At 68.6% G+C, this 23,622-nt stretch carries 20 protein-coding genes; 12 read left to right on the top strand and 8 right to left on the bottom strand.

Annotation, left to right across the window (positions count from 1 at the left end):
• Positions 1-2 precede the first annotated feature (2 nt).
• From ABU113_RS02445 to ABU113_RS02430, 4 genes are all read left to right on the top strand, one after another.
• Positions 3-1,082, top strand: coding sequence for a class I SAM-dependent methyltransferase (locus tag ABU113_RS02445; protein WP_454557884.1), 1,080 nt, complete (start codon positions 3-5; stop codon positions 1,080-1,082).
• Positions 1,079-1,603, top strand: a complete 525-nt coding sequence (locus ABU113_RS02440; RefSeq protein WP_454557883.1) for an N-acetyltransferase family protein — start codon at positions 1,079-1,081, stop codon at positions 1,601-1,603. Before ABU113_RS02445 ends, ABU113_RS02440 begins: the two co-directional genes overlap by 4 nt.
• Before the next feature lie 17 nt (positions 1,604-1,620).
• A complete protein-coding gene (gene pgeF / locus ABU113_RS02435) occupies positions 1,621-2,424 on the top strand; it encodes a peptidoglycan editing factor PgeF (protein ID WP_454557882.1) in 804 nt (267 codons plus the stop codon).
• Between the two features lie 177 nt (positions 2,425-2,601).
• On the top strand, positions 2,602-3,537 hold the full coding sequence (locus ABU113_RS02430) for a ribose-phosphate pyrophosphokinase (protein WP_454557881.1): 936 nt from the start codon (positions 2,602-2,604) through the stop codon (positions 3,535-3,537).
• A gap of 105 nt (positions 3,538-3,642) precedes the next feature.
• Here ABU113_RS02430 and ABU113_RS02425 read toward each other — a convergent pair whose 3' ends face one another.
• The gene (locus tag ABU113_RS02425; RefSeq protein WP_454557880.1) at positions 3,643-3,939 is read right to left on the bottom strand and encodes a hypothetical protein; all 297 of its coding nucleotides are present in this window, start codon (positions 3,937-3,939) and stop codon (positions 3,643-3,645) included.
• A gap of 166 nt (positions 3,940-4,105) precedes the next feature.
• On the opposite strand from ABU113_RS02425, the gene ABU113_RS02420 reads away from it, so the two are divergent.
• Positions 4,106-5,923, top strand: a complete 1,818-nt coding sequence (locus tag ABU113_RS02420) for an ABCB family ABC transporter ATP-binding protein/permease (protein WP_454557879.1) — start codon at positions 4,106-4,108, stop codon at positions 5,921-5,923.
• Positions 5,924-6,012: 89 nt separating this feature from the next.
• On the top strand, positions 6,013-8,403 hold the full coding sequence (locus ABU113_RS02415; protein ID WP_454557878.1) for a patatin-like protein: 2,391 nt from the start codon (positions 6,013-6,015) through the stop codon (positions 8,401-8,403).
• An 8-nt stretch (positions 8,404-8,411) separates the two neighbouring features.
• On the opposite strand, the gene ABU113_RS02410 is transcribed toward ABU113_RS02415, so the two are convergent.
• From ABU113_RS02410 to ABU113_RS02400, 3 genes are read right to left on the bottom strand one after another with little or no spacing between them, the layout of a single operon-like run.
• Complete coding sequence (locus tag ABU113_RS02410; RefSeq protein ID WP_454557877.1) at positions 8,412-8,615, bottom strand: YgaP family membrane protein; 204 nt, start codon at positions 8,613-8,615, stop codon at positions 8,412-8,414.
• A gap of 39 nt (positions 8,616-8,654) precedes the next feature.
• Positions 8,655-9,089: a thioredoxin TrxC gene (gene trxC / locus ABU113_RS02405; RefSeq protein WP_454557876.1), complete on the bottom strand. Its 435-nt coding sequence runs from the start codon at positions 9,087-9,089 to the stop codon at positions 8,655-8,657.
• A 28-nt stretch (positions 9,090-9,117) separates the two neighbouring features.
• Positions 9,118-10,404 carry an NAD(P)/FAD-dependent oxidoreductase gene (locus ABU113_RS02400; RefSeq protein ID WP_454557875.1) on the bottom strand — a complete coding sequence of 429 codons (1,287 nt, stop codon included), beginning with the start codon at positions 10,402-10,404 and terminating at the stop codon, positions 9,118-9,120.
• Between the two features lie 89 nt (positions 10,405-10,493).
• Between ABU113_RS02400 and ABU113_RS02395 the strand changes: the two genes are divergently transcribed.
• From ABU113_RS02395 to ABU113_RS02370, 6 genes are all read left to right on the top strand, one after another.
• Positions 10,494-10,820 carry an ArsR/SmtB family transcription factor gene (locus ABU113_RS02395; RefSeq protein ID WP_454557874.1) on the top strand — a complete coding sequence of 109 codons (327 nt, stop codon included), beginning with the start codon at positions 10,494-10,496 and terminating at the stop codon, positions 10,818-10,820.
• A 111-nt stretch (positions 10,821-10,931) separates the two neighbouring features.
• Complete coding sequence (locus tag ABU113_RS02390; RefSeq protein ID WP_454557873.1) at positions 10,932-11,945, top strand: efflux RND transporter periplasmic adaptor subunit; 1,014 nt, start codon at positions 10,932-10,934, stop codon at positions 11,943-11,945.
• Positions 11,942-15,178, top strand: a complete 3,237-nt coding sequence (locus ABU113_RS02385; RefSeq protein ID WP_454557872.1) for an efflux RND transporter permease subunit — start codon at positions 11,942-11,944, stop codon at positions 15,176-15,178. Before ABU113_RS02390 ends, ABU113_RS02385 begins: the two co-directional genes overlap by 4 nt.
• An 82-nt stretch (positions 15,179-15,260) precedes the next feature.
• Positions 15,261-15,569: an ArsR/SmtB family transcription factor gene (locus tag ABU113_RS02380; protein ID WP_454557871.1), complete on the top strand. Its 309-nt coding sequence runs from the start codon at positions 15,261-15,263 to the stop codon at positions 15,567-15,569.
• Between the two features lie 235 nt (positions 15,570-15,804).
• The gene (locus tag ABU113_RS02375) at positions 15,805-17,322 is read left to right on the top strand and encodes a DUF2271 domain-containing protein (RefSeq protein ID WP_454557870.1); all 1,518 of its coding nucleotides are present in this window, start codon (positions 15,805-15,807) and stop codon (positions 17,320-17,322) included.
• Positions 17,319-17,978: a PepSY-associated TM helix domain-containing protein gene (locus tag ABU113_RS02370; protein WP_454557869.1), complete on the top strand. Its 660-nt coding sequence runs from the start codon at positions 17,319-17,321 to the stop codon at positions 17,976-17,978. The genes ABU113_RS02375 and ABU113_RS02370 overlap by 4 nt, the downstream gene beginning before the upstream one ends.
• 14 nt (positions 17,979-17,992) lie before the next feature.
• Here ABU113_RS02370 and ABU113_RS02365 read toward each other — a convergent pair whose 3' ends face one another.
• The 4 genes from ABU113_RS02365 to ABU113_RS02350 all read right to left on the bottom strand — a co-directional run bounded on the left by ABU113_RS02365 (position 17,993) and on the right by ABU113_RS02350 (position 23,434).
• Complete coding sequence (locus ABU113_RS02365) at positions 17,993-20,071, bottom strand: tetratricopeptide repeat protein (RefSeq protein ID WP_454557868.1); 2,079 nt, start codon at positions 20,069-20,071, stop codon at positions 17,993-17,995.
• Between the two features lie 66 nt (positions 20,072-20,137).
• On the bottom strand, positions 20,138-20,788 hold the full coding sequence (locus tag ABU113_RS02360; protein WP_454557867.1) for a TetR/AcrR family transcriptional regulator: 651 nt from the start codon (positions 20,786-20,788) through the stop codon (positions 20,138-20,140).
• Complete coding sequence (locus ABU113_RS02355; protein WP_454557866.1) at positions 20,785-22,395, bottom strand: DHA2 family efflux MFS transporter permease subunit; 1,611 nt, start codon at positions 22,393-22,395, stop codon at positions 20,785-20,787. The genes ABU113_RS02360 and ABU113_RS02355 overlap by 4 nt, the downstream gene beginning before the upstream one ends.
• Complete coding sequence (locus tag ABU113_RS02350; RefSeq protein ID WP_454557865.1) at positions 22,388-23,434, bottom strand: HlyD family secretion protein; 1,047 nt, start codon at positions 23,432-23,434, stop codon at positions 22,388-22,390. The genes ABU113_RS02355 and ABU113_RS02350 overlap by 8 nt, the downstream gene beginning before the upstream one ends.
• Between the last annotated feature and the right edge of the window lie 188 nt (positions 23,435-23,622).

Below are 23,622 nucleotides of genomic sequence, written 5' to 3'. Positions count from 1 at the left end.
CCATGACGCCCCTCCAGCGGCTGATCCGCGACGAGATCGCCGCGCGCGGCCCGATGCCGCTGGGGCGCTACATGGCGCTGTGCCTGGGCCACCCCGACCACGGCTACTACATGCGCAAGGTACCGTTCGGTCAGGCCGGCGACTTCACCACCGCGCCGGAAATCTCCCAGGTGTTCGGCGAGCTGATCGGCCTGTGGGCGGCCGACCTGTGGCTGCGGGCCGGCCGGCCGGCCCGCGTCCATCTGGTCGAACTCGGCCCGGGGCGCGGCACCCTGATGGCCGACGCCTGGCGAGCGACGGCGCGGGTGCCGGGCTTCCATGCCGCCGCCGACATCCATTTCGTCGAGATGAGCCCGGTGCTGCGGGCCGAACAGGCGGCCCGGCTGCCGCACGCCCGCTGGCACGCCGACTGGGCGTCGCTGCCCGCCGACGCGCCGCTGCTCATCGTCGCCAACGAGTTCATTGACGCCCTGCCCATCGAGCGGCTGGTGCTGACCGACGCCGGCTGGGCCTGGCAGGCGGTGGACGCGCGCGCGGACGGCACGCTCGCGTTCGTCCCCGGTCATCCCGCCAGCGCCGACGACCTGGCGCCACTGGCGCCGTTGCTGGCGGACGCGGCGACTGGCGAGGTGCTGGAGCTGTGCCCGGCCGGACAGGCCGTGGCCGCCGACATCGCTGGCGCGCTGGCCCGGGTCGGCGGCGCGGCGCTGCTCATCGACTACGGTCACGCGACCCGCGCACGCGGCGACACGCTGCAGGCGCTGGCGCGCCACCAGTTCGCCGATCCGCTGGTCGCCCCGGGCGAGGCGGACATCACCGCCCATGTCGACTTCCAGGCGCTGGTCGAGGCCGCACAGGCGGCCGGGGCGCGCACACTGGGGCCGGTCACCCAGGGGCGTTTCCTGCGCCAGCTCGGGCTTGACGTGCGCACCGCCCAGCTGGCGAAGGCCAATCCGCCGCGCGCCGAGGCGCTGGTGATGGCCGCGCGCCGGCTCGCCGACCCGGAGGAAATGGGCACCCTGTTCAAGGTGCTGGCGCTTGTGGCACCGCAATGGCCGACACCGCTGGGGTTCGACACATGACCGACGTTCACTACCGCGCACCATTGATCGAGGACGCCGGGGCGCTGGCCGCCTTCGGGCGGGAAACCTTCATCGACACCTTCGGCCATCTTTACAGCGCGGCCAACCTCAACGCCTTCCTCGACCGGGTGCACGGCCTGCCGGCGGTGGCGGCGGAGCTGGCCGACCCGGCACGCGCCTACCGGGTGGCGGAAGTGGACGGTGCGCTGGTGGGCTATGCCAAGATCGGGCCGATGAGCCTGCCGGTGGCCAACCCGCCCGCCACGGCGCTGGAGCTGAAGCAGCTCTACGTGCTGCCGGCCTACAAGGGCCAGGGCGTCGCCGCGACGCTGATGGCCTGGGCGCTCGACCAGTGCCACGCCCGCGGCGCCCGCGACGTCTACTTGAGCGTCTATGCCGACAACCCGCGCGCCCAGGCCTTCTATCGCCGGCACGGCTTCACCATCGTCGGCCACTACAAGTTCATGGTCGGCGACCATGCCGACGACGAGGACATCATGCACTTGCAGCTGTGGGACTGAGGCTGGATAAGCCCGCCATGACCCGCGACATCCCCTCCGATCCCGCCGCCGGCCTGTCCGGCGCCATCACCCTGGTCCGCGCGCCGACGCTGGACGGCGTCGCCCACGGCTTTCTCGGCCGTACCGGCGGCGTCTCGGCCGGCATCTTCGCCAGCCTCAATGTCGGCTTGGGCTCGGCCGACGACCGAGCGGCGGTGCTCGACAACCGCCACCGGGCAGTCGAGGCCGTCGCGCCCGGCGCCGCGCTGGTGACGCTGCATCAGGTGCACAGCCCGACCGCCGTGGTGGCGACCGCCGCCTGGCCCGACGATGCCCGGCCGGCCGCCGATGGCGTGGTCACCGACCGGCCCGGCCTGGCGCTGGGCGTGCTCACCGCCGACTGCGCGCCGGTGCTGCTGGCTGACCGCCAGGCCGGGGTCATCGGTGCCGCCCACGCCGGCTGGAAGGGCGCGCTGTTCGGCGTCATCGAGGCGACGGTGGCGGCGATGGCCGGGCTCGGCGCCCGGCGCGACCACATCGCGGCGGCCATCGGGCCATGCATTGCCCGCAAGTCCTACGAAGTGGACGACGGCTTCCGCCGCCGCTTCGAGGAGCACCACGAGGCGGCCGAGCACTTCTTCGCCGCCGGCCAGCGGTCCGGCCATCACCAGTTCGACCTCGAAGGCTTTGTCGCGCTGCGGCTGGCGGAAGCCGGCGTCACCCGAGTCGCGGCGCTGGGCGAGGACACCTACAGCCAGCCGGCGCGCTTCTTCAGCTACCGCCGCACCACCCACCGCGACGAGCCCGACTATGGCCGGCAGGTATCGCTGATTGCCCTGTAGCCTGCCTGTCAGCAGACAGGCGTATGTCTGTCATCGCCCCGAGACACTCCTCGGCCATGGTGGCCGGTTGGTCCGTCAACCATGTTCCCGGCCAAGGGCGCATTGCGCGATCCGCCCCCCGGCGCTAAGAGCGTGCCCGACTCAGCCGCGATTCCCCCGACCCCCGAGAGGCAGCCCATGAAACTCGTCACCGGCAACTCCAATCCCCCCCTTGCCGAGGCGATCGCCGCCTATCTCAACATGCCGCTGACCAGGGCCAGCATCCGCCGCTTCTCCGACGAGGAAGTGTTCGTCGAGATCCACGAGAACGTGCGCGGCGAGGACGTGTTCGTCATGCAGTCGACCTCGGCGCCGGCCAACGACAACCTGATGGAACTGCTGATCACCACCGATGCGCTGCGCCGCGCCAGCGCGCGCCGCATCACCGCCGTGATCCCCTATTTCGGCTATGCCCGCCAGGACCGCAAACCGGGGCCGCGCACGCCGATTTCCGCCAAGCTGGTGGCCAACCTGATCACCACCGCCGGCGCCCACCGGGTGCTGACCATGGACCTGCACGCCGGCCAGATTCAGGGCTTTTTCGACATCCCCACCGACAACCTCTACGCCGCCCCGGTGATGAGCGCCGACATCGCCGAACGGCTGTCGAAGGAACCGCTGATGGTGGTGTCGCCGGACGTCGGCGGCGTGGTGCGCGCCCGCGCGCTGGCCAAGCGGCTGAACAACGCCCCGCTGGCCATCGTCGACAAGCGCCGCGAGCGGCCGGGCGAGTCGGAAGTGATGAACATCATCGGTGACGTCACCGGGCGTTACTGCATCCTGGTCGACGATATCGTCGATTCCGCCGGCACCTTGTGCAACGCCGCCGCCGCGCTGAAGGCCGCCGGCGCCAAGGCGGTGGCCGCCTATGTCAGCCACGGCGTGCTGTCGGGTGGCGCGGTCGCCCGCGTCGGCGCCTCCGAACTGGAGGAACTGGTGATCACCGATTCGATTCTCGCCACCGAGGCGGTGCGGGTGTCGAAGAAGATCCGCCGGCTGTCGATCGCGCCGCTGATCGCCGAGGCGATGCACCGCATCGCCGAGGAAAGCTCGGTCTCCAGCCTGTTCGACTGACCGGCGCGGCCGGGCGCCACCCCGGCGGGCGGCTCAGGCACATGAAAACGCCGCGCCCGGGCAGCCCGGACGCGGCGATCTCAATAGCAACGGAGCGTCAGAGCGTTAGAGGCTGGTGGCAGCCTTCAGCTTCTCTTCCGGCACCGAGAATTCGACCGGCTGGCCGTTCAGCTCGCCCTTCACGGCGCCACTGGTACGGACCTTCAGGCGGAAATTCTCGCCGGTTTCCGGATGCTTGCCGATCAGCAGCAGGTCACCGCCCGACATCGAACGGGTGACCACGCGGAAGCCGGTCTTGGCATCGGTGAAACTGCTGATCGGGGCCACGGCGCTGGAGGCGAACGCTGCGGGGGCAACCATGCTGAAAGCAGCGGCGGCAAAGAGGATCTTGGTCATGCGCATCAGTGTCTCCTGGTGCTCGAGGGATGACAAACCGAACAGCCATCCGTATTGTTCGTTACGCCAATCATTGTGCAGTGCGGCACAAAATGTTGCAACGCAAAAATGATAGCGCTCGACCAAAGTTGCGCTATTTTCTCACTCCAACTGGCTAACGACTTGGAATCCCATGGCTGCCGTGCGCAAAGCCCCTGTGTGGGCCACTTTCCGAAGGTTCCTCCCCTACGTCTGGCCGGCCGCCGACGTCGACCTGAAGCTGCGAATCGTGCTGGCGATGGTGCTGATGCTGGCCGCCAAGGCCAGCGTGCTGGTGGTGCCGTTCTTCATGAAATGGGCCACCGACGCGCTGGTGCGGCCGCAGGGCCCGGCGGTGGCGCTGGCGGTCGGCCTGCTGGGCGGCTACGCGGCGGTGCGCTTCGGCTCCAGCGTGTTCCAGTACAGCCGCGACGCCGTCTATGTCCGGGTCGGCCAGCGGGCGTTGCGGCGGCTGGCGCTCAGCGTGTTCCGCCATGTCCACGCGCTGTCGCTGCGTTTCCATCTGGAGCGCCGCACCGGCGGCTTGTCGAAGATCATCGAGCGCGGCACCAAGAGCATCGACGAGATGCTCTACTTCATCATGTTCAACATCGCGCCGACCATTCTGGAGATGGGCGCGGTGTGCGTCATTTTCGGCGCCGCCTTCGGCTGGAAGGTGGTGGCGATCACGCTGGCGTGTGTGGCCGCCTACATCCTGTTCACCGGCGTCGTCACCGAATGGCGGGCCAAGCTGCGCCGCGACATGGTGGAGACCGACACCCGCGCCAATGCCCGTGCCGTCGACTCCCTGCTCAACTACGAGACGGTGAAGTACTTCAACAACGAGGAGCATGAGTTCCGCCAGTACGACCAGGCGCTGAAGCGTTACGAGAACGCCGCCACCAAGTCGGACGGTTCGCTGGCGCTGCTCAACATCGGCCAGGGCCTGCTGACGGCGCTGTGCCTGTTCGGCTGCATGGCGCTGGTGGCGGTGGACATCGGCGCCAAGCGGGCGACCATCGGCGATCTGGTGCTGGTCAACACCATGCTGATGCAGCTGTTCCGGCCGCTCGACATCCTCGGCTGGGTGTATCGCGAGATCAAGCAGGGCCTGATCGACATGGAGCAGCTGTTCACCCTGCTCGACCAGCCGATGGAGATCCAGGACAAGCCCGGCGCGCCGGACCTTGCCGTCAGCGGCGGCGCGCTGCGCTTCGAGGACGTCCATTTCGCCTACGAGCCGCGCCGCGAAATCCTCCACGGCGTCAGCTTCACGGTGCCGGCCGGCCACACACTGGCGGTCGTCGGCCCGTCGGGCGCCGGCAAGTCGACGCTGGCGCGCATCCTCTACCGCTTCTACGACATCAGCGCCGGCCGGGTGTGCATCGACGGGCAGGACATCCGCGACGTGCGGCAGGACAGCCTGCGCCGGGCCATCGGCATCGTGCCGCAGGACACCGTGCTGTTCAACGACACCATCCGCTACAACATCGCCTACGGCCGACCCGAGGCCAGCCAGGCCGAGATCGAGGCGGCGGCGACGCGCGCCCAGATCCACAACTTCATCGCAGGCCTGCCGGACGGCTACGATACCGTGGTCGGCGAACGCGGCCTGAAGCTGTCGGGCGGCGAGAAGCAGCGGGTGGCGATCGCCCGCACCCTGCTCAAGAACCCGCCGATCCTGATTCTCGACGAGGCGACCTCGGCGCTGGACACCCGCACCGAGCGCGACATCCAGGCCGCCCTCGACGCGGCCGCCGCCGATCGCACCACCCTGATCATCGCCCACCGGCTGTCCACCGTGGTCGGCGCCGACGAGATCATCGTGCTGGAAGACGGCCGGGTGGCCGAGCGCGGCGCCCACGCGGCACTGCTGGCCGCCGGCGGGCGCTACGCCGCCATGTGGGCGGCCCAGCAGCAGGAAGCGGAAGCCGCGCTCGCCGGCATGCCGCTGGAAATCACCGCCTCATGATCTCCGGCTCATGATCCCCGGCCCGTAATCACCGCTCCACATTCCGCGCCCACGCCTCTAGTCTGTCCGTGGGGGAGGCGTCGCGCATCATGAAGGAAAAGGAACTCCGGCTCGCCCTCGTCTGTTATGGCGGGGTGTCGCTGACCGTGTACATGCACGGCCTGACCAAGGAGATCTGGAAACTCCAGCGCGCTTCCAAGGCCCGACGCGACCTGCTGGGCCGGGCAGGCGCCGAAGCGGAATCGGGGTTCTCCGACGTCGAACGCTCCGGCCGCCCGGCCGACACCGAGGCGATCTATTTCGATCTGCTGGGCCTGATCGGCGAGACCATCGAGCTGCGCGTGCTGGTGGACATCATCGCCGGCGCCTCGGCCGGCGGCATCAACGGCATCTTCCTGGCGAAAGCCATCGCCGAGGATCTGTCGCTGGAACCGCTGACCGACCTCTGGCTGAAGAACGCCGATGTCGAACGCCTGCTCGATCCCAGCGGTGCCTCGGGCCGCTGGAGCAAGCTTTACCTGCGCCCGCTGGTGTGGCTGTTCGGCCGCTGGCAGGCGCGCCGGGTCGACGAACTGGTGGGCCGCGAGGCAAGCCCGGAGGTGCGGCGCAAGCTCTCCCGCTTCATCCGCTCGCGCTGGTTCGAGCCACCCTTCTCCGGCCAGGGCTTCGCCACCCTGCTCTACGACGGCCTGATGGCGATGGAGGACAGTCGCTCGGGCACCGACTCGCTGCTGCCGCCGGGCTACCCGCTCGACCTGATGGTCACCGTCACCGATTTCCACGGCCATTCGGAGAAGCTGCGCCTGCACTCACCGCCGGAGATCGACGAGCGCGAGCACCGGCTGGTGATCAGCTTCCACGATTCCGGTCTCGGGCTTAACGGCACGCGCCGGCTGGCCGACCTGCCCAGCCTCGCCTTCGCCGCCCGTGCCACCGCCTCCTTCCCCGGTGCCTTTCCGCCCGCCCAGATCGGCGAGATCGACCGGCTGGTCGCCACCAAGGGCCACAACTGGCTGGACCGGATGACCTTCATCGACCAGTTGTTCCCCGGCTGGGCGAGCAACGGCCGCGATCCGCGCGTGGCGGCGCTGATCGACGGCAGCGTGCTCAACAACAAGCCGTTCGGCGCCGCCATCGCCGCGCTGCGCGACCGCCCCGCCCACCGCGAGGTGGACCGGCGCATCGTCTACATCGAACCCAACCCGAAGCCGCCGCGCGGCCACGATGACGAGCAGGTGCCGGGCTTTTTCAGCGCCATCATCGGCTCGCTGTCGAGCATCCCGCGCCAGCAGCCGATCCGCGACGAACTGGAGTGGCTGCAGGACCTTTCACAAAGACTGGCGCTGTCGCGCGGCGTCATCGCCAGCGTCGCCCCCGATGTCGAGCAGGCGGTGGAGGAAGGGCTCGGCGCCCACCTCGACATGTCGCAACTGTCGCCCGACGCGCTGGCGCAATGGCGCGACATCGCCCAGCAGCAGGCGGCGCGCGGCGCCGGCTTCGCCTACAAGGCCTATGCCGAGCTCAAGCTGACGCGGGTGCTGAGCGACCTCGCCGAACAGCTCTGCCTGTTCCAGAGCAACGCCGGCCCGTCGGAGCGTCAGGATCTGCAACGACTGGTGATGGACTGGGCGGCACGCGGCGGCATCACCCCGATTCCCCGCATCGAGGATACCCGGCTGCTGGGGGAACATCTGCCGTGGGTGCAGTTCCTGCGCAGCTATGACCTCGGCTTCCGTATCCGCCGGCTGCGTTTTGTCATCCGGCGGCTGAACCAGCTCTATGGCGCCACCCGGCTGCTTGACCACGCCGAGCTGGATGATGCCAAGGCCCTGCTGTACTCGGCGCTGGCCCCGTTCATCAAACGGCGCAACCGTGACTTCTTCCACGCCGACTGCATGGCCCGCTGCGCGCGCGCGCGCGGCAACATCGACGACGCCATCGCCGGCCTGGGCGAGGCGATGGACCTGACGGAAGTGGACGACACGGTCGACGTGCTGGTGGCGCAGAGTCTGGGCTGCATCAAGGATGGCAGCGTCGCGCGCGCGCTGCTGATGGCCTATGTCGGCTTCCCGTTCTTCGACATCGTGGCGCTGCCGATGCTTGACCCGACCATCGACGAACTGGACGCGGTGAAGGTGGACCGGCTGTCGCCGTCGGATGCAACCACCCTGCGCCGTGGTGGCGCGGCGGCGACGCTCAAGGGCATCGAGTTCGCCACCTTCGGCGCCTTCCTCTCCCGTGCCTACCGCGAGAACGATTATCTGTGGGGCCGGCTGCACGCCGTGGAGAGACTGATCGACATCGTGCTGTCCAGCGTCAGCGGCGCTGTCACCATTCCGGCGGACAGGATCGCCGCGCTGAAGCAGCGCGCCTTCCGCGCCGTGCTGGAATCCGAACGCCCGCGCCTGCCGCGGGTGACGGCGCTGATCGACCAGCTGCTGGCGTCGCTTGATGCGCCGCCGTCCCCTGCCGGCGACTGACAGCGCGATCAGTTGAAGGCGACGCCGGGGCGGATACCGAGCTTCTTGAAGATCATCGCCGCCGGGCAGAAGCCGGTGAACGCGGCCTGGATCATATTGAGGCCGGCGAAGATCGGCAGGCCGATCCAGTAGGGATGCACGGTCAGCGACAGCACCACGCCCAGTAGGACGACAAAACCCGCGAAGGCAAGCACGGCACGATCAACGGTCATCGCTCTTTCTCCTTCTATCTATCGGCGGACGAGGCGGCCTCAGCCGCGCGCCAGCCCGTCGCGCGTCCACGCGACAATCTGCTCCACGCTCATGGCGCCGCTCGACCGCGCCACCGGCCGGCCGTCGCGGAACAGGATCAGGGTCGGGATGCCCTGGATGCCCAGCCGCGCCGAGGCCTGCGGGTGCGCTTCCGAATTGAGCTTGATGAGCTGCACGTCGGGTTCCAGCCGGGCGGCGGCGGCCTGGAAATGCGGCGCCATCATCCGGCACGGGCCGCACCACGGCGCCCACACATCCAGCAGCACGCCGCCGCGCGTCTTTTCGAGATAGCGCGTCAGCCCGGCCCCGTCGACCTCGACCGGCTGGCCCTGGAACAGGGCCTCGCCGCAGCGGCCGCACCTGGCCTGCGCCGGGGGCCGGTCTTCCGGCACCCGGTTGGGCGTGGCACAGACGGGACACAGCACCTGACGCATGGACAACCTCCCGTGCTCCGTTCGGTTCTCAGGACTTCAGCTTGTTGATGCCCAGCAGCTCCAGCGCCAGCTTCTCATAGAAGGGCTCGCTCTCGCCGCGCCTGACCTTGCGCAGGAAATATTTCTCGAAGCCGATTTTGGCCAGGTGCACCCACTTGCCGTCGGATGACCAGTTGACGTTGCGCGGCGGAATCTGCGGCTGGGCGACGAAGGCGACACCGCCGTCGCCGAAATCAGCCAGACACACGGCATTCCACGACGCGCGCTGGCTGGGCATCTGGCCATCGATCACCGCTTTGAGATTCTTGGCCACCGCCGTCACCATGGTCTCGATCATGAAGCCGGTCTTGGGCACGCCCACCGGCACCGGCGTCTTGCCGATCGGCGGAATGGCGACGCAGACGCCGAGGCTGAACACGTTGGGGAACGTCGGGTTGCGCTGGAACTCGTCCACCAGCACGAAGCCGCGCGGATTGACCAGCCCCTCGACGCCGCGCACGGCGCCGACACCACGGAACGCCGGCAGCATCATCGAGAAGGCGAACGGCAATTCGTGGGCCGCCTTCACCGCGCCGTCGTCGGCGACTTCCTCCACGTGCATCATGCCCGGCGTCACCCTGGCGACGCGGGCGTTGGTCACCCACTTGATGTGCCGGTTGCGCATTTCGCTTTCCAGCAGCCCCTTGGTGTCGCCAACGCCATCGAGACCGAGATGGCCGATGTAGGGCTCGGAGGTGACAAAGGTCATCGGCACCCGGTCACGCACCCGCCGCTTGCGCAGTTCGGTGTCGAGGATCATGGCGAATTCGTAGGCCGGGCCGAAGCAGGAGGCGCCCTGCACCGCGCCAACGATCACCGGGCCAGGATCGGCCGCCAGCCGGTCGAAGGCATCCGCCGCGCTGGTCGCGTGGTCGACGTGACAGACCGACTGGGTGAAGCCGGTGTGCGGCCCCAGGCCCTCGATCTCGTCGAACGCCAGTTCCGGCCCGGTGGCGATGACCAGATAATCATAGTCGAGGACGCGGCCGTCCTCCAGTTCCAGCCGGTTCTCCGCCGGCATCACCCGGCTGGCGCCCACCGGAATGAACGGCGTCTTCTTGCGGGCAAACACCTCGCTCAGCGAAACCTCGATGTCATCAGGCTCGCGCCAGCGCACCGCCACCCACGGGTTCGACGGTACGAAATGGAAGGTATCGCCGCGCGACACCACCGTCAGGTCGATGCGATTGCCCAGCTCATGGCGGATTTCGTAGGCGGCAATGACACCCCCCAGCCCCGCGCCCAGAACCACCACATGAGGATTGCTTGCACTCATTGCCGATCCTTCCCGATTCCCCAGTCCGCCATGGCGTTTTCGCCTGTCCTCCCTTGACTATATATTTTTAATTTATAAAATGCGCAAGTATGAATATTGAAACCATGACCGACCGGTGCGAGGCGGAAAAGGCGAGCACCCTGCTCAAGGCGCTGGCCAACCCCAACCGCCTGATGATCGTCTGCCGTCTCATCGACGGCGAACGGTCGGTGGGCGCGCTGGCCGATGATCTGGGCGCCAGCGAGTCCCTGGTGTCACAACATCTGGCGCTGCTGCGGCGGGAGCATATCGTCTGCGCCCGGCGCGACGCCCAGACCATCTACTACGCGATCGACAGCGCCGCGGCGCGCGCGATCGTCGAGACTCTGGCACAACATCACTGCCGCCGACAGGAAACAGATCAAGGCAAGGCCTGAACGAGGCCAGGATAAGGGCTATACGTCATGTGGGGATATGATCGCAGCACAACGGGCGGGACGGGGCGCACGACCCCGACACCCCGGATCGACAGCAAGGACCGGAACCGGATGAGCATGACCACCCCTGCCCGCCTGCTTTCCCGCCATCTGGCGGCTATCGGCCTCGGCCTCGTGCTGGTGGCGGCGGCGCCCGCCGCGTCGCGTCTCACGGTGCGCGAGCGCCTGGTGCCGGACACCAAGGTGGTGGCGGCCACCATCGCCACCAAGGACATGGCGGAGGCCCGCGCCCGCATTGGCGGCACCCTGGTCAGGCGGCTGGTGGACGAGGGCCAGCGGGTGCGCCGGGGCCAGCTGCTGGCGGTGGTGGTCGACGACCGCCTGACCTTCGAGACCCGCGCCTACGACGCCCAGGTGGCGGCGGCGGAGGCCCAGTATGCCAACGCCCGCGCCGAGTATGACCGCGTCAAGCCGCTCTACGAGAAAGGCTGGTACGCCAAGGCCCGGCTGGACCAGGCGGAAGCGGCCGCCAAGGCCGCCGCCGGCGCGCTGGAGGCGGCGCGCGCCCAGAAGGCGGCCGCCGCCGAACTGGGTGATCAGGGCAAGGTGTTCGCCCCCGAGGCCGGGCTGGTGACGGCCGCGCCGGTGCCGCTGGGCTCGGTGGTGACGGCCGGCCAGTCGATCGCCGCCATCGCGGTGGACCGTACCGTGCTGCGCATCGACATGCCGGAACGTCAGGCCGGCGCGCTGAAGGTGGGGCTTGAGGTCGGCATTCTCAACGGCGCTGCCGCCGGCGCCGTGCGTACCGGCACCATCGAGCAGGTTTACCCCTCGGTCGCCAGCGGCCGGGTGATGGCGGATGTGGCGGTGCCGGGGCTGAGGAACGACCGGATGGGCGCGCGCGTGCGCGTGGCGGTGCCGCTGGGCCAGCGCAAGGCGATCGTGGTGCCGCGCGGCTATGTGGTGACCCGCTTCGGCGTCGATTACGTCAAACTGCTGGTCAAGAGCGGCAAGACGCTCGACGTGCCGGTGCAGCGCGGCGCGGCGATGACCGCGCCCGGCATCACCGATGGCATTGAACTGCTGTCCGGCGTGCGCGCCGGCGACGTGCTGGTGCGCCCATGAAACTCGGCATTTCCGGTTTTCTCACCAAGGCGTCGATCAACTCGCCGCTGACGCCCCTGTTCCTGCTGGCCGCCTTTGCCGTCGGCCTGGTGGCGCTGATCTCGATTCCGCGCGAGGAGGAGCCGCAGATCACGGTGCCGATGGTGGACATCACCATCGACGCTGCCGGTCTCAAGGCGCCCGACGCCGTCGAACTGATCACCAAGCCACTGGAAACCATCGTCAAGAGCATCGACGACGTCGAGCATGTCTACAGCCAGACCGTCGACGATCAGGTGGTGGTGACCGCCCGCTTCCTTGTCGGCACCGACGCCGACGACGCGGTGCTGCGCGTGCACGAGAAGATCAACGCCAACATCAAGAGCATTCCGGTCGGCATCCCCACGCCGCTGGTGGTGGCCCGCGGCATCCGCGACGTGCCGATCGTCGTGCTGACGCTGTCGCCCAGCCCGGCGGCGGCCGCGCGCTGGAACGATCAGGCACTCCATGACGTCGCCCACAAGCTGCGGACCGAACTGATGAAGGTCGATGATGTCGGCCTCACCTTCCTGGTCGGCGGCCGGCCGCAGGAAATCCGCGTCGAGCCGGACCCCGAGAAGCTGGCGCTGCACGGCGTGCCGCTGGGCGCGCTGATCGAAACCGTCCGCCAGGCCAATCGCACCTTCCCTGGCGGCTTCCTGCGCGAACGCGACCGCAGCCTGTCGGTGGTGGCCGGGCGCACGCTTGATGGCGCGCAGGACGTCGGCCTGCTCACCGTCACCGCCATCGATGGCCGGCCGGTCTATGTCCGCGATGTCGCAAGGGTCATCCAGGCACCGCGCGAGGACCAGGCACGGGCCCGCCGCATCGCCCGCGACGGCGACGGCTGGCGCGACACGCCGGCGGTGAGCATCGCCATCGCCAAGCGCGAAGGCGCCAACGCCGTGGTGGTGGCCGAGAACGTCCTGCATCAGGTCGAGGTGCTGCGCGGTACGCTGCTGCCCGACGACCTCGACGTCGCCGTCACCCGCGACTATGGCGAGACCGCCAACGAGAAGGCCAACGAACTGCTGTTCCATCTCGGCCTGGCGACACTGTCCATCGTCATCCTGATCGCGGTGGCCATTGGCAAGCGCGAGGCGGCGGTGACGCTGATCGTCATCCCGACGACCATCCTGCTGACGCTGTTCGCCTCCAACCTGATGGGCTACACCATCAACCGCGTCAGCCTGTTCGCGCTGATCTTCTCCATCGGCATCCTCGTCGACGACGCCATCGTCATGATCGAGAACATCGCCCGTCACTGGGCGATGCGCGACGGCCGCTCGAAGGTGGACGCCGCCATCGCCGCCGTCGCCGAGGTCGGCAACCCGACCATCGTCGCTACCCTGACCGTTGTCTCGGCGCTGCTGCCGATGATGTTCGTTTCCGGCCTGATGGGGCCGTACATGGCGCCCATCCCGGCCAACGCCTCGGCGGCGATGCTGTTCTCGTTCTTCGTCGCCGTCATCATCGCGCCGTGGCTGATGGTGCGCATGGCGCGGCGCTTCCTCGACGCCGACGCCCACCACGACGACCACAGCGGCGGCAAGCTCGGCGCGCTCTATCGCCGCGTCGCCGAGCCGGTGATCCGCACCCGTCGCAGCGCCGGGCGTTTTCTCGCCGGTGTCGGCATCGCCACCGTGCTCGCCTGCACCCTGTTCGCCACCAAGACGGTGACGGTGAAGCTGCTGCCGTTCGACAACAAGTCGGAACTGCAGGTGGTGCTGGACCTGCCGGAAGGCGCCAGCCTGGAGGCCACCGAGCGGACGCTGGTGGCGGCGGCCGAGCGCATCAAGGCGGTGCCGGAGGTGCTGTCGATCGACGTCTATTCGGGCACCGCCGCGCCCTTCAACTTCAACGGCCTGGTGCGTCATTACTACATGCGGGCCGCGCCGGAACTCGGCGACCTGATGGTGACGCTCTCCCCCAAGGGCGACCGCTCGCGCAACAGCCACGACATCGCGCTCGACATCCGGGAGCGGCTGAAGTCGTTGCCGCTGGAGGCCGGTGCGTCGCTGAAAGTGGTGGAAGTGCCGCCGGGACCGCCGGTGCTCGCAACCCTGCTCGCCGAAATCTACGGCCCCGATGCCGACACCCGGCGCGCGGTGGCCGGCGAGGTGCGCGAGATTTTCGGCAAGATCCCCTATATCGTCGACGTCGACGACAGCCACGGCCAGCCCCGCCCGCGGCTGCGGCTGACCGCCGAGCGCGACAAGCTGGAATATTTCGGGCTGGACGAGTCGCAGGTGTTCGACTCCATCGGCGCCGTGCTGGGTGGCAACGTGGTCGGCTATTCCCATCGCGGCGAGGGCCGTGACCCGGTGGAAATCGCCATCCGCCTGCCGCAATCGGATCGCGCGTGGAGCGAACGGCTGGCGACGACACCGGTCGCCGTCACCCAGACCGCCGCCGGCCCGCGTCTGGTCGAGCTGGGCGAGGTGGTGAGCGTCAGCCGCGAGCCGGGCTCCCACACGATTTTCCGTCGCAACGGCCATTATGCCGAAATGGTGCAGGCGGAGCTTGCCGGTGCCTACGAAGCCCCGATCTACGGCATGTTCGCCGTGAACGACGCCATCGAAGAGCACGACTGGAAAAACCTGCCGAAGCCCGAAATCGCCTTTCATGGCCAGCCGGCGGACGCGTCGCGTCCCACCCTGCTGTGGGACGGCGAATGGGAGATCACTTACGTCACCTTCCGCGACATGGGTGCGGCGTTCGCGGTCGCCATTCTTGGCATCTACATCCTGGTGGTCGCCCAGTTCGGCAGTTTCAAGCTGCCGCTGGTCATTCTCACGCCCATCCCGCTGACGCTGATCGGCATCGTGCTGGGACACGCGCTGTTCGGCGCGCCATTCTCCGCCACCTCGATGATCGGCTTCATCGCGCTGGCCGGCATCATCGTGCGCAACTCGATCCTGCTGGTGGATTTCATCCGCCACGGCCGCGCGCCGGACCGGCCGCTGCGCGAGGTGCTGCTGGAGGCCGGCGCGATCCGTTTCAAGCCGATCCTGCTCACGGCGCTGGCGGCCATGATTGGCGCGGCGGTGATTCTGTTCGACCCGATTTTCCAGGGTCTGGCGATTTCGCTGCTGTTCGGCCTGGTGTCCTCGACGCTGCTCACCGTGCTGGTCATTCCGGCCATCTACATCGTGTTGCGGGACGACGAACGGCATGATGAACAGAAAGATGAACCCGACAGCGCGCCGGCGTGAGGTTTGCCATGCTGACAGCTTGACGTCGGCCGAAACGCGTATAGACAGCGACAGTATCGCGATAGATGCGGATGAGAGTCGTTTGAAACACACCGCCACCAAGGCTGATCTCGAAGCCAGCGCCGCGCTCGCGGCGCAGCACCTCAAGCTGCTGGCCAACGAACAGCGGCTGATCGTGCTGTGCCGGCTGAGCGAGGGCGAGATGTCGGTGGGCGATCTCGCCGACTATGTCGGCCTCAACCAGTCGGCGCTGTCCCAGCATCTGGCCAAGCTCCGCGCCGAGGGCATCGTCACCACCCGCCGCGCCGGCCAGACGATCTTCTACCGCCTTGCCAATCCGTCGATCACCCGGATCATCGATCTGCTGTGCGAGCTGTATCGCGGCGACTGAGCCCCAACCGGCGGTAAAATCGGCGCCGGTGCCGCGTGTCATCACCTCCACCCTGGCCTGAGCGACCCGCCCTCATCCTGGTATTAATACACATTATTAGTTGCAACAGAGGCGGGCCGTCGATATGGTCACCGCCATTCGGTCCGTCGAGTCCGGTGTGGGCCCGTCCTGCGCCGCCGGCTCGCCCGGACGGGCCCACATCGACCGCTGTGAAATCCGCCTTGTGAGAGTCGTCATGCGTCCGTTCACTGCCCCCTCCCTGCCTCGCCTGCTGCTCGGCGCGGCGGCCGTGGCGATGGCCGCCGTGGCCGCGCCGGCCACACAGGCCCGCCCGTTCGGCTTCCATGCCGACCATGTGCTGGGCACTTCGCTCGACGTGGTGGCGCTCAGCGACGATCAGGCGACCGCCCGCATCGCCATGGCCGCGATCCTCGCCGACATCGCCCGCCTTGATGCCGTGCTGAGCGGCTGGCGGGGCGACAGCGAACTGGCCCGCCTCAACGCCAGCGCCAGCCACTGCGCGTCCGCCGACCTGTTCGCCGTCATCGCCGCCTGCGAACGCTGGCACTGGGACAGTGACGGCCGGTTCAGCGCCCGTGTGGGCGGGCTGATCGCCGACTGGCGCGCCGCCGCCGTCACCGGCGTGCTGCCGGATCGCGCCGACCTCGCCGCCCGCGCGGCCGCGCTGGATGACGCAGCGCCGCTGCTCGATTCCGCCACCGGGCTGATCATACGGCCCGCCGAGGTGCGTTTCGACGTCGACGCGCTGGCCAAGGGCCACATCATCGACTCGGCGCTCGCCGCCGCCCGCCGCGCCGCGCCGACGCTGGCCGGCCTGATGATCGACATCGGCGGTGACATCCGCTGCTGGGGCCAGGGGCCGGGCGGCATGCCGTGGCGGGTCGGCGTCGCCGACCCCGCCTGCCCCGCCGACAACGCCGCGCCAATGGCAACCGTCGCGCTCGCCGATCGCGCCATCGCCACCTCCGGCCGGCTGGCCCGCGACGTCGTGGTGGCCGGCGCGGCCTACGCCCACACGCTCGATCCCCGCACCGGCTGGCCGGTGGAAACGCTGGTCAGCGCCACCGTGATCGCGCCGACCGCGACGGAAGCGGACGCGCTCGCCACCATTTTCTCGACCATGACCCCGGCCGACGCGCTGGCCTACGCCGACTCGCTCGACACCATCGCCGCGCTGTTCGTCGACAGCGACGGCCGCCGCGTCACCTCGGCCAACTGGGCGCACTACGCCCAGGCCACGCCGGTGACCGCGAACGACGCCGACATTATCGCCGGCGCGCCATGGCCGGCCGGCTTCGCCGTCACCATCGACTATGAAATTCCGGCCATCGCCGCCAATCCCTACCGGGCGCCCTACATGGCGGTGTGGATCACCGACGAGAACCGGCAGCTGGTCCGCACCCTGATGCTGCTCGGCGACAGCCCGCGATGGATCGAGGAAAATTACGTCTGGTGGCGCCGTTTCGGCCGCAAGACGCCCGAGATCGTGGCGACGGTCGCCAAGCCGAGTCGGGCGTCAGGACGTTATTCCGTGGTCTGGGACGGCAGGGACGACGCCGGCAAGCCGGTGCCCCAGGGACGTTACACCGTGCATATCGAGGCCGCGCGGGAACATGGCGGTCATGCCTATCAAAGCGCGCCGCTCGACCTCGGCAAGGCCGTCGGTGCCCAGGCACTGCCGCCACGCGACGAGATCGGCCGGGTGCAGCTCAATTACGGCAAACGCAAATGATCCGCGCTCTGCTGGCCGTCCGCCGCGCGACCGACGAGGCCGCGCGACGCAAGGCCGTGAACCAGCTGAAGAACCAGTTCTACCATGAATGCCGGGTCTGGCACGGCTATCTGTCGGCCTTCGCCTTCATCGCGCTGATCTTCTTTGCCGCCACCGGCCTGCTGCTCAACCATCCCGACTGGTTGCAAGGCGACAAGCCGGCGGCGCGGGAATCCACGCTGACACTGGACGCCGCGACGCTGACACGGGCGCTGGCGGCGACAGACCCCGCTACGGCGCTGGCCGCCGCAGTCAGCGATGCCACCGCCGTGCGCGGCGCCTACAGGAGTGGCGAGGTGATCGACACGGACGCCATGCTGCGTTTCGAGGGCGCCAGCGGCAGCACCGATGTGTTCATCGATCTCGCCACCGGCGAGGCGGAAATCAGCCGTCAGCGCGCCACCGTCGTCACCGTGCTGCATGACTTGCACAAGGGCAAGAACACCGGCGGCGTCTGGAAGCGGCTGATCGACGTTATCGCCATCCTCATCCTGATCCTGTCGATGGTCGGTTACGCGCTGTTCTTCGCCCTGCGCCTGCGCAAGGCCACCAGCCTGCGGCTGACGGCGATCAGTCTGATGCTGTTCGGCGGCCTGTACTGGGCGTTCGTCCCCTGAGGGGGCGGCGCCGGTCAGTCACGCCGGCGGCGGAACCGCGGCAACAGCCGCCCCAGCCCGCGTCGCGCCCGAACCCGTCCGATGTCCCCGGCGATGGTCGGGCAGCCAGGGTCGAGCGCCTGCGCCTGTTCATAGGCCGCCAGCGCGCCTTGCGGGTCGTCCAGCCGCTGTTCGAGGACTTCGCCCAGCTGATGCCAGATCGCATGGTCATCGGGGTCGATGGCGAGCGCCTGGCGCAGGGCACTGACCGCCTCGTCGGCGCGGGTGACGTCATGCAGGCACAGCGTCGCCAGTTCCCGCCACATCCACCCGGCATCGGGATCAAGCGCCATCGCCTCGCGCAAGACCGCCTCGGCCTCTTCCCGCCGGGCCGGCTCGCGCCCCAGCAGGATGCCGAGATGCGCCCGGCTCCAGGCGTGCGACGGCTCCAGCGCCAGCGCCTGACGAAACGCGGTCTCGGCGTCCCCTGCACGACCCTCGACCCCGCTCAGCAGCCGTCCCAGTTCGCTCCACGCCCAGCGATGCCCGGGGTCGAGACGCACCGCCTCGCGCAGGCACGCCTCGGCCTCCACCACCTGCGCCGGGCCGCCCTGCAACGACAGCAGCGCGCCGAGCTGCGCCCAGTTCCAGGGCTGGTCGGTCGACAGCGCCAGGGCCCGACGATAGGCTTGTTCGGCCGCCACGGTGTCCTGACGATATTCGTGCAGCGCCTGCCCGAGATTGGCCCACGCCCACTCATACTCCGGATCAAGCCCGACCGCGGTCTCGAAGGCGATGATCGCGTCCTCGACCCGCCCGAGCAGGAACAGCAGCAGGTGGCCAAGTTGCGCCCACGCCCACGCATTCTCCGGCTCCGCCTCCAGCACCAGACGATAGCCGGCCTCGGCCTCGGGGATTCTGTTGAGCTGCAGGTGCCGCAGTTGCGCCAGCTGGCCCTGCACCCAGACATAATCGGGCTGGCTGGCCAGCGCCGCCATGTACGCGGCTTCCGCCTCGTCCAGCCTGTCGGGATCATCCGAGAGCAGGCGGGCCAGATGCGCATGGGCCCAGGCGTACGCCGGATCAATGGCAAGCGACCTGCGGAAGGCGGCCTCGGCCTCGGCCGCCCGACCCTCCTGCCGGGCCAGCAGATCGCCCAGCTGCGCCCAGTCCCACGGATCCTCGGCGTCGATCTCCAGCGCGCGGCGCAGCGCCGCCTCCGCTTCGCGCGGACGGTCCAGCTCATCGCCGAGCAGCTGGCCGAGCTGGCCCCAGGCCCAGGCATAATCAGGGTTCTGGGCGACCGCGCGGCGGTAGGCGTCCTCGGCGTCGGCCGGGCGAGCCAGCAGGTCATGGTAGAGCTGGCCAAGCTGGCTCCATGCCCATGGATATTCCGGTGACAGTGTCACTGCCCGTCGGTAGGCCGCCTCCGCCTCGTCGAGCCGCTCGCCGCGTACATGCAGCAGGCGCGCCTTCCACGCCCAGGCCGCCGCGTAATCGTGATCGAGCGCCAGCGCCCGATCGAGCCACGTCAGCGCCTCGTCGAGATCGCCGTCCTGATCCAGCAGCACCCGGCCAAGATAGGCCAGCGCCACTTCATCATGATCGTCAAGCGCCACCGCTCGCCGCAACGCCTGTTCCGCCGCCGCGTGATCCTCCAGATGATCGGCCAGTACCCGGCCCAGATGAGTCCAGGCGGCCGCGTCATCGGGATGGCTTTCGGTGATGTGGCGCCACACCGCGACCGCCTCGGCATGGCGACCCGACTGCTCCAGCCGGGTGGCGTCCGCCTGCTCGTAGGCCAGGAGCGTCGCACCGCCCGCCTGGGGTGGCATACCCGTAATCGCGGTGTCGGCGGCGACGAACAGCGAATCCGCCGCCGTATCCGCGTCGAGGTGCTCGGCATGGCGGCGGGCCGCCTCCGCCTCATCGTGACGGTGGGGGTCGCGGGCGAGCAGGCGCGACAGCCGGCGCCAGGCCTCGGGGCGGTCGGCATCCAGCGCGACCGCCACCTCCAGCGCCTGAATGGCCTCGCCCACCTGGCCCCGCCGTTCGGCTGTCGCCGCGCGCTGGACGTAGTTCCGGTAAGCCTGTTCGGTGGTGATGGCGCCCACGCCGCACATTCCTCTTCCGGAACCGCTCTTAGCCGATTCGGGCCGGAGGTTCACCCATTCGTCGCGTCAGGGTGCCGTGGCCTGATCGGGCGCGCTGGCCGCGCCCGGATCATAGGCGCGCAGGAAGGCCGCCACCGTGGCCGTGATCCACCGTTGTTGCCCTGCCGCATCCAGTTCGGCCTGACCGCTGATCAGCGACCGCAGATGATGGTTGCCCTTCAGCATCCCGAAGAAATGTTCGGCGGCCATGCCGGGATCGTGGATGGCGAGCAGGCCGCGTGCCGCCTGCATGGCGAGATAGTCGGCCAGCCGCACCTGGCTGCGGCCGGGGCCGTTGGCGTAGAAACTGCTGGCCTCGCCGCTGCGGCCGGTCAGCATCAGGCGCAGCAGCTTCAGGCCATCGGCGGTGATGATGGTCTGGAAATATTTCTCCGCCACCCTGGTCAGCGTCAGTTCCACGCTGTCGGCGGCACTGGCCTCGGCCAGCGGCCGCATGATCTCGTCAACCGCCCTGTTCATCACCGCGGCCAGCAGCTGCTCCTTGTTCGGCCAGGCGTTGTAGATGGTCTGACGCGATACGCCGGCTTCCTGCGCCACGGCGTCCAGTGTCACCCCGGCGCCATATTGCAGCATCAGCCGGCGGGCGGCGACGAGAATCGCCTCGCGCTTGGCGAGGTCAACGGGACGGCCGGGTCCGTTGCGCGCTTTCTGGGTCAATGGGCATCTCCCACCGGAGAGGCGGAGCCCGCCTTGCGCATCAGCAGCGGCATGATCGCGCCTATGCTGAAAATCACCATCATCACCCACAGGCAGTCGGCGTAGCTCATCACCAGCGCCTCGCGCATCACCAGATCGCCCAGCTGCCGGTTCGCCGTGGCGGTGGCGTCGGGCACGCCCAGTTCGGCCAGCCGCGCCTGCGCCTGCGCCAGCCAGGTTTCCGTCTCCACCCGGCCGGCATTGACGGCCTCGACCATGCGTGACCAGTGCAGGCTGGTGCGCCATTGCAGGATGGTGTTGATCATCGCCAGACCCATGGCGCCGCCAAGGTTGCGGCACAGCGTGAACAGGCCCGAGGCATCCTTGACAAGGTTCATCGGCAAGGTGGCGAAAGCGACGATGGAGATCGACGACATGCAGAACATCAGCCCGGCGCCGCGCAGCACCTGGGGCAGGAACAGCTCGTTAAAGCGCCATTCGGCGGTCATGCCGACACCGAGATAGGCCGACAGCGCCATCATCGACATGCCCATGCAGGCCAGCACGCGCACGTCAACGTGCGCCCGGATGAGATTGGCCAGCGGCGCCGCCAGCACCATCGCCAGCCCGCTCACCGACAGCACGGTGCCGATCTGCTCCGACGACAGACCGGCGATGCGCGACAGATACAGCGGATAGAGATAGACCAGCCCGTAAAGGCCGACGCCCATCATCGCGCCAATCAGGGTGCCGGCGACGAAATTGCCATCGGCGAAGGCGCGCAGGTTGACGATCGGCTCGCGCGCGGTGAAGGCGCGATAAAAGAATATCAGGCCGGCAATCGCCGACAGCAGCGACAGACCGGCGATCAGATCATCCTCGAACCACTGGTCGCGGGCGCCCTCCTCCAGCACATACTCAAGGCTGGCGAGGAACGCCGCCATCGCCACCAGGCCGATGACGTCGAGGCGCCTGAGCAACGACAGGTCCGGCTCGTCGACATCCACCAGCGCCCACACACCGATGCTGATGAGAATGCCGGGAATGACATTGACCAGGAACAGCCAGTGCCAGCTCAATGTGTCACTGATCCAGCCGCCCAGCGTCGGGCCGATGGTCGGCGCCAGCGTCACGACCATCGACACGAACACCATCATGCCGCCCTGGCGGTTGCGTCCGAACAGGTGCAGGGTGGTGCCGAAGGCGATGGGGATCATCGCCCCGCCGATGAAGCCCTGCAAGGCGCGATAGACAACCATTTCCTCCAGCGTCGTCGCGGTGGCGCACAGGACGCTGGCCAGCGTGAAGCCGGCTGACGACAGCACGAACAGCCAGCGGGTGGACAGCGCGCGGGACAGGAAGCCCGACAGCGGAATCATCACCACTTCGGCGACCAGATAGGACGTCTGCACCCAGCTGGCTTCCTCCGGACTGGCGCCCAGCCCGGCCTGGATCTGGTTGATCGACGCGGCGACGATCTGGATGTCCAGCACCGCCATGAACATGCCGAACACCATCATGAAATAGCCCAGCAGGACGCCGGGTTCCGGCAGGCCGCGCGCGTCGAGCTTCAGTTCCTTGACCGAAGGCGCGCTGACACCCGCCGGCGGGGCCGCCGCCTCAGCCATGGGCGGAGCCGCGGGTGTCGACGGTCGCTTCCACCGACATGCCCGGCACCAGGCGGACCCCCTTGGGCAGCGGCTGGTCGAGCACCACCTTGACCGGCAGTCGCTGGACGATCTTGGTGAAGTTGCCGGTGGCGTTCTCCGGCGGCAGCAGCGAGAAGCGCGAGCCGCTGGCCGGCGCCAGGCTGTCGATGTGGCCATGCACCTCGACACCGGGGAAGGAGTCGACCGCCAGCGTCACCGGCTGGCCCACCTTCATCCGCTCGACCTGGGTTTCCTTGTAGTTGGCGACGACATAGACCCCCGACAGCGGCACCAGCGCCATCACCACCGAGCCCGGCTTGACATACTGGCCGACCCGCGCCGTGCGGTTGCCGACCACGCCATCGCCGGGCGCGCGCACGACGGTGTTGCCGAGATCGACCTTGCTCTGGGCCATCTGCGCCGCCGACTGGCGACGGGAGGCGATCACAGCGTCCCGCTGCGCCAGCAGCGCGTCGAGCTGGCGCCGGGCGGCGGCCAGCGCCGCCTCCTTCTCGGCCACCTTGGCGCGTGCCTGCTCGGCGCTCGACTTGGCCTGCTCGAATTTCTGCGCCGATACCCACCTGGATTTCACCAGGTCCGCATAGCGATCACGATCCTTCGCCGCCGCCTCCAGCTCGGCCCGCGCCGAGGCGAGCGCCGCCGCCGCTTCACGGATGCTTTCCTTCTGCCCCTCGATCGAGGCCCCCAGGGCCTGGGCCATGGCATCGCGCTGGGCGACCACGGCCTCCGCCTCGGTCGCCTTGGTGCGGTAGTCGATATCCTCGATCTCCAGCAGCACATCGCCACGCCGGACCGGCTGGTTGTCGCGTACCGGCACCGCCCGCACATAGCCCTCGACCTTGGGGGCGATGTAGGCAATCTCCGCCTCGACATAGGCGTTGTCGGTCGATTCCAGGTAGCGCCCGACAGAGAACCACTGCACCGCCTCGATCACGCCCCAGATGGCGACCGCCGCCACCAGCGCCGTCAACGCCCACCGCCTGACCCTCTGTTTCATCCCGTCTCTCCAACGCCCGACACGCCCCGGTCCGCGACGACGGACCCGTTACTGGACTGACCTGTCCAGTATCAATGATGGACAGGCGTGTACATTATCTAAACGCACTTGCAGCAATCGGTTGGGAGAACAAACCGTCCACCAGATGGAGACAAAGGGGAACGGCGGGCAGCCGCGGCCAGGCGCTC

Source organism: Parapedomonas caeni (assembly GCF_041060555.1).
GTDB lineage: Bacteria > Pseudomonadota > Alphaproteobacteria > Sphingomonadales > Sphingomonadaceae > CAUJIW01.
Note: the sequence above shows the minus strand (reverse complement) of the source record. Positions and strands in the feature narration are given on the sequence as shown.

Excerpts from the sequence above, each read along its gene's own strand:
- ABU113_RS02445 (WP_454557884.1), top strand. The coding sequence starts at position 3 with ATGACGCCCCTCCAGCGGCTGATCCGCGACGAGATCGCCGCGCGCGGC.
- ABU113_RS02440 (WP_454557883.1), top strand. The coding sequence starts at position 1,079 with ATGACCGACGTTCACTACCGCGCACCATTGATCGAGGACGCCGGGGCG.
- pgeF (WP_454557882.1), top strand. The coding sequence starts at position 1,621 with ATGACCCGCGACATCCCCTCCGATCCCGCCGCCGGCCTGTCCGGCGCC.
- ABU113_RS02430 (WP_454557881.1), top strand. The coding sequence starts at position 2,602 with ATGAAACTCGTCACCGGCAACTCCAATCCCCCCCTTGCCGAGGCGATC.
- ABU113_RS02425 (WP_454557880.1), bottom strand. The coding sequence starts at position 3,939 with ATGCGCATGACCAAGATCCTCTTTGCCGCCGCTGCTTTCAGCATGGTT.
- ABU113_RS02420 (WP_454557879.1), top strand. The coding sequence starts at position 4,106 with ATGGCTGCCGTGCGCAAAGCCCCTGTGTGGGCCACTTTCCGAAGGTTC.
- ABU113_RS02415 (WP_454557878.1), top strand. The coding sequence starts at position 6,013 with ATGAAGGAAAAGGAACTCCGGCTCGCCCTCGTCTGTTATGGCGGGGTG.
- ABU113_RS02410 (WP_454557877.1), bottom strand. The coding sequence starts at position 8,615 with ATGACCGTTGATCGTGCCGTGCTTGCCTTCGCGGGTTTTGTCGTCCTA.
- trxC (WP_454557876.1), bottom strand. The coding sequence starts at position 9,089 with ATGCGTCAGGTGCTGTGTCCCGTCTGTGCCACGCCCAACCGGGTGCCG.
- ABU113_RS02400 (WP_454557875.1), bottom strand. The coding sequence starts at position 10,404 with ATGAGTGCAAGCAATCCTCATGTGGTGGTTCTGGGCGCGGGGCTGGGG.
- ABU113_RS02395 (WP_454557874.1), top strand. The coding sequence starts at position 10,494 with ATGAATATTGAAACCATGACCGACCGGTGCGAGGCGGAAAAGGCGAGC.
- ABU113_RS02390 (WP_454557873.1), top strand. The coding sequence starts at position 10,932 with ATGAGCATGACCACCCCTGCCCGCCTGCTTTCCCGCCATCTGGCGGCT.
- ABU113_RS02385 (WP_454557872.1), top strand. The coding sequence starts at position 11,942 with ATGAAACTCGGCATTTCCGGTTTTCTCACCAAGGCGTCGATCAACTCG.
- ABU113_RS02375 (WP_454557870.1), top strand. The coding sequence starts at position 15,805 with ATGCGTCCGTTCACTGCCCCCTCCCTGCCTCGCCTGCTGCTCGGCGCG.
- ABU113_RS02370 (WP_454557869.1), top strand. The coding sequence starts at position 17,319 with ATGATCCGCGCTCTGCTGGCCGTCCGCCGCGCGACCGACGAGGCCGCG.
- ABU113_RS02355 (WP_454557866.1), bottom strand. The coding sequence starts at position 22,395 with ATGGCTGAGGCGGCGGCCCCGCCGGCGGGTGTCAGCGCGCCTTCGGTC.
- ABU113_RS02350 (WP_454557865.1), bottom strand. The coding sequence starts at position 23,434 with ATGAAACAGAGGGTCAGGCGGTGGGCGTTGACGGCGCTGGTGGCGGCG.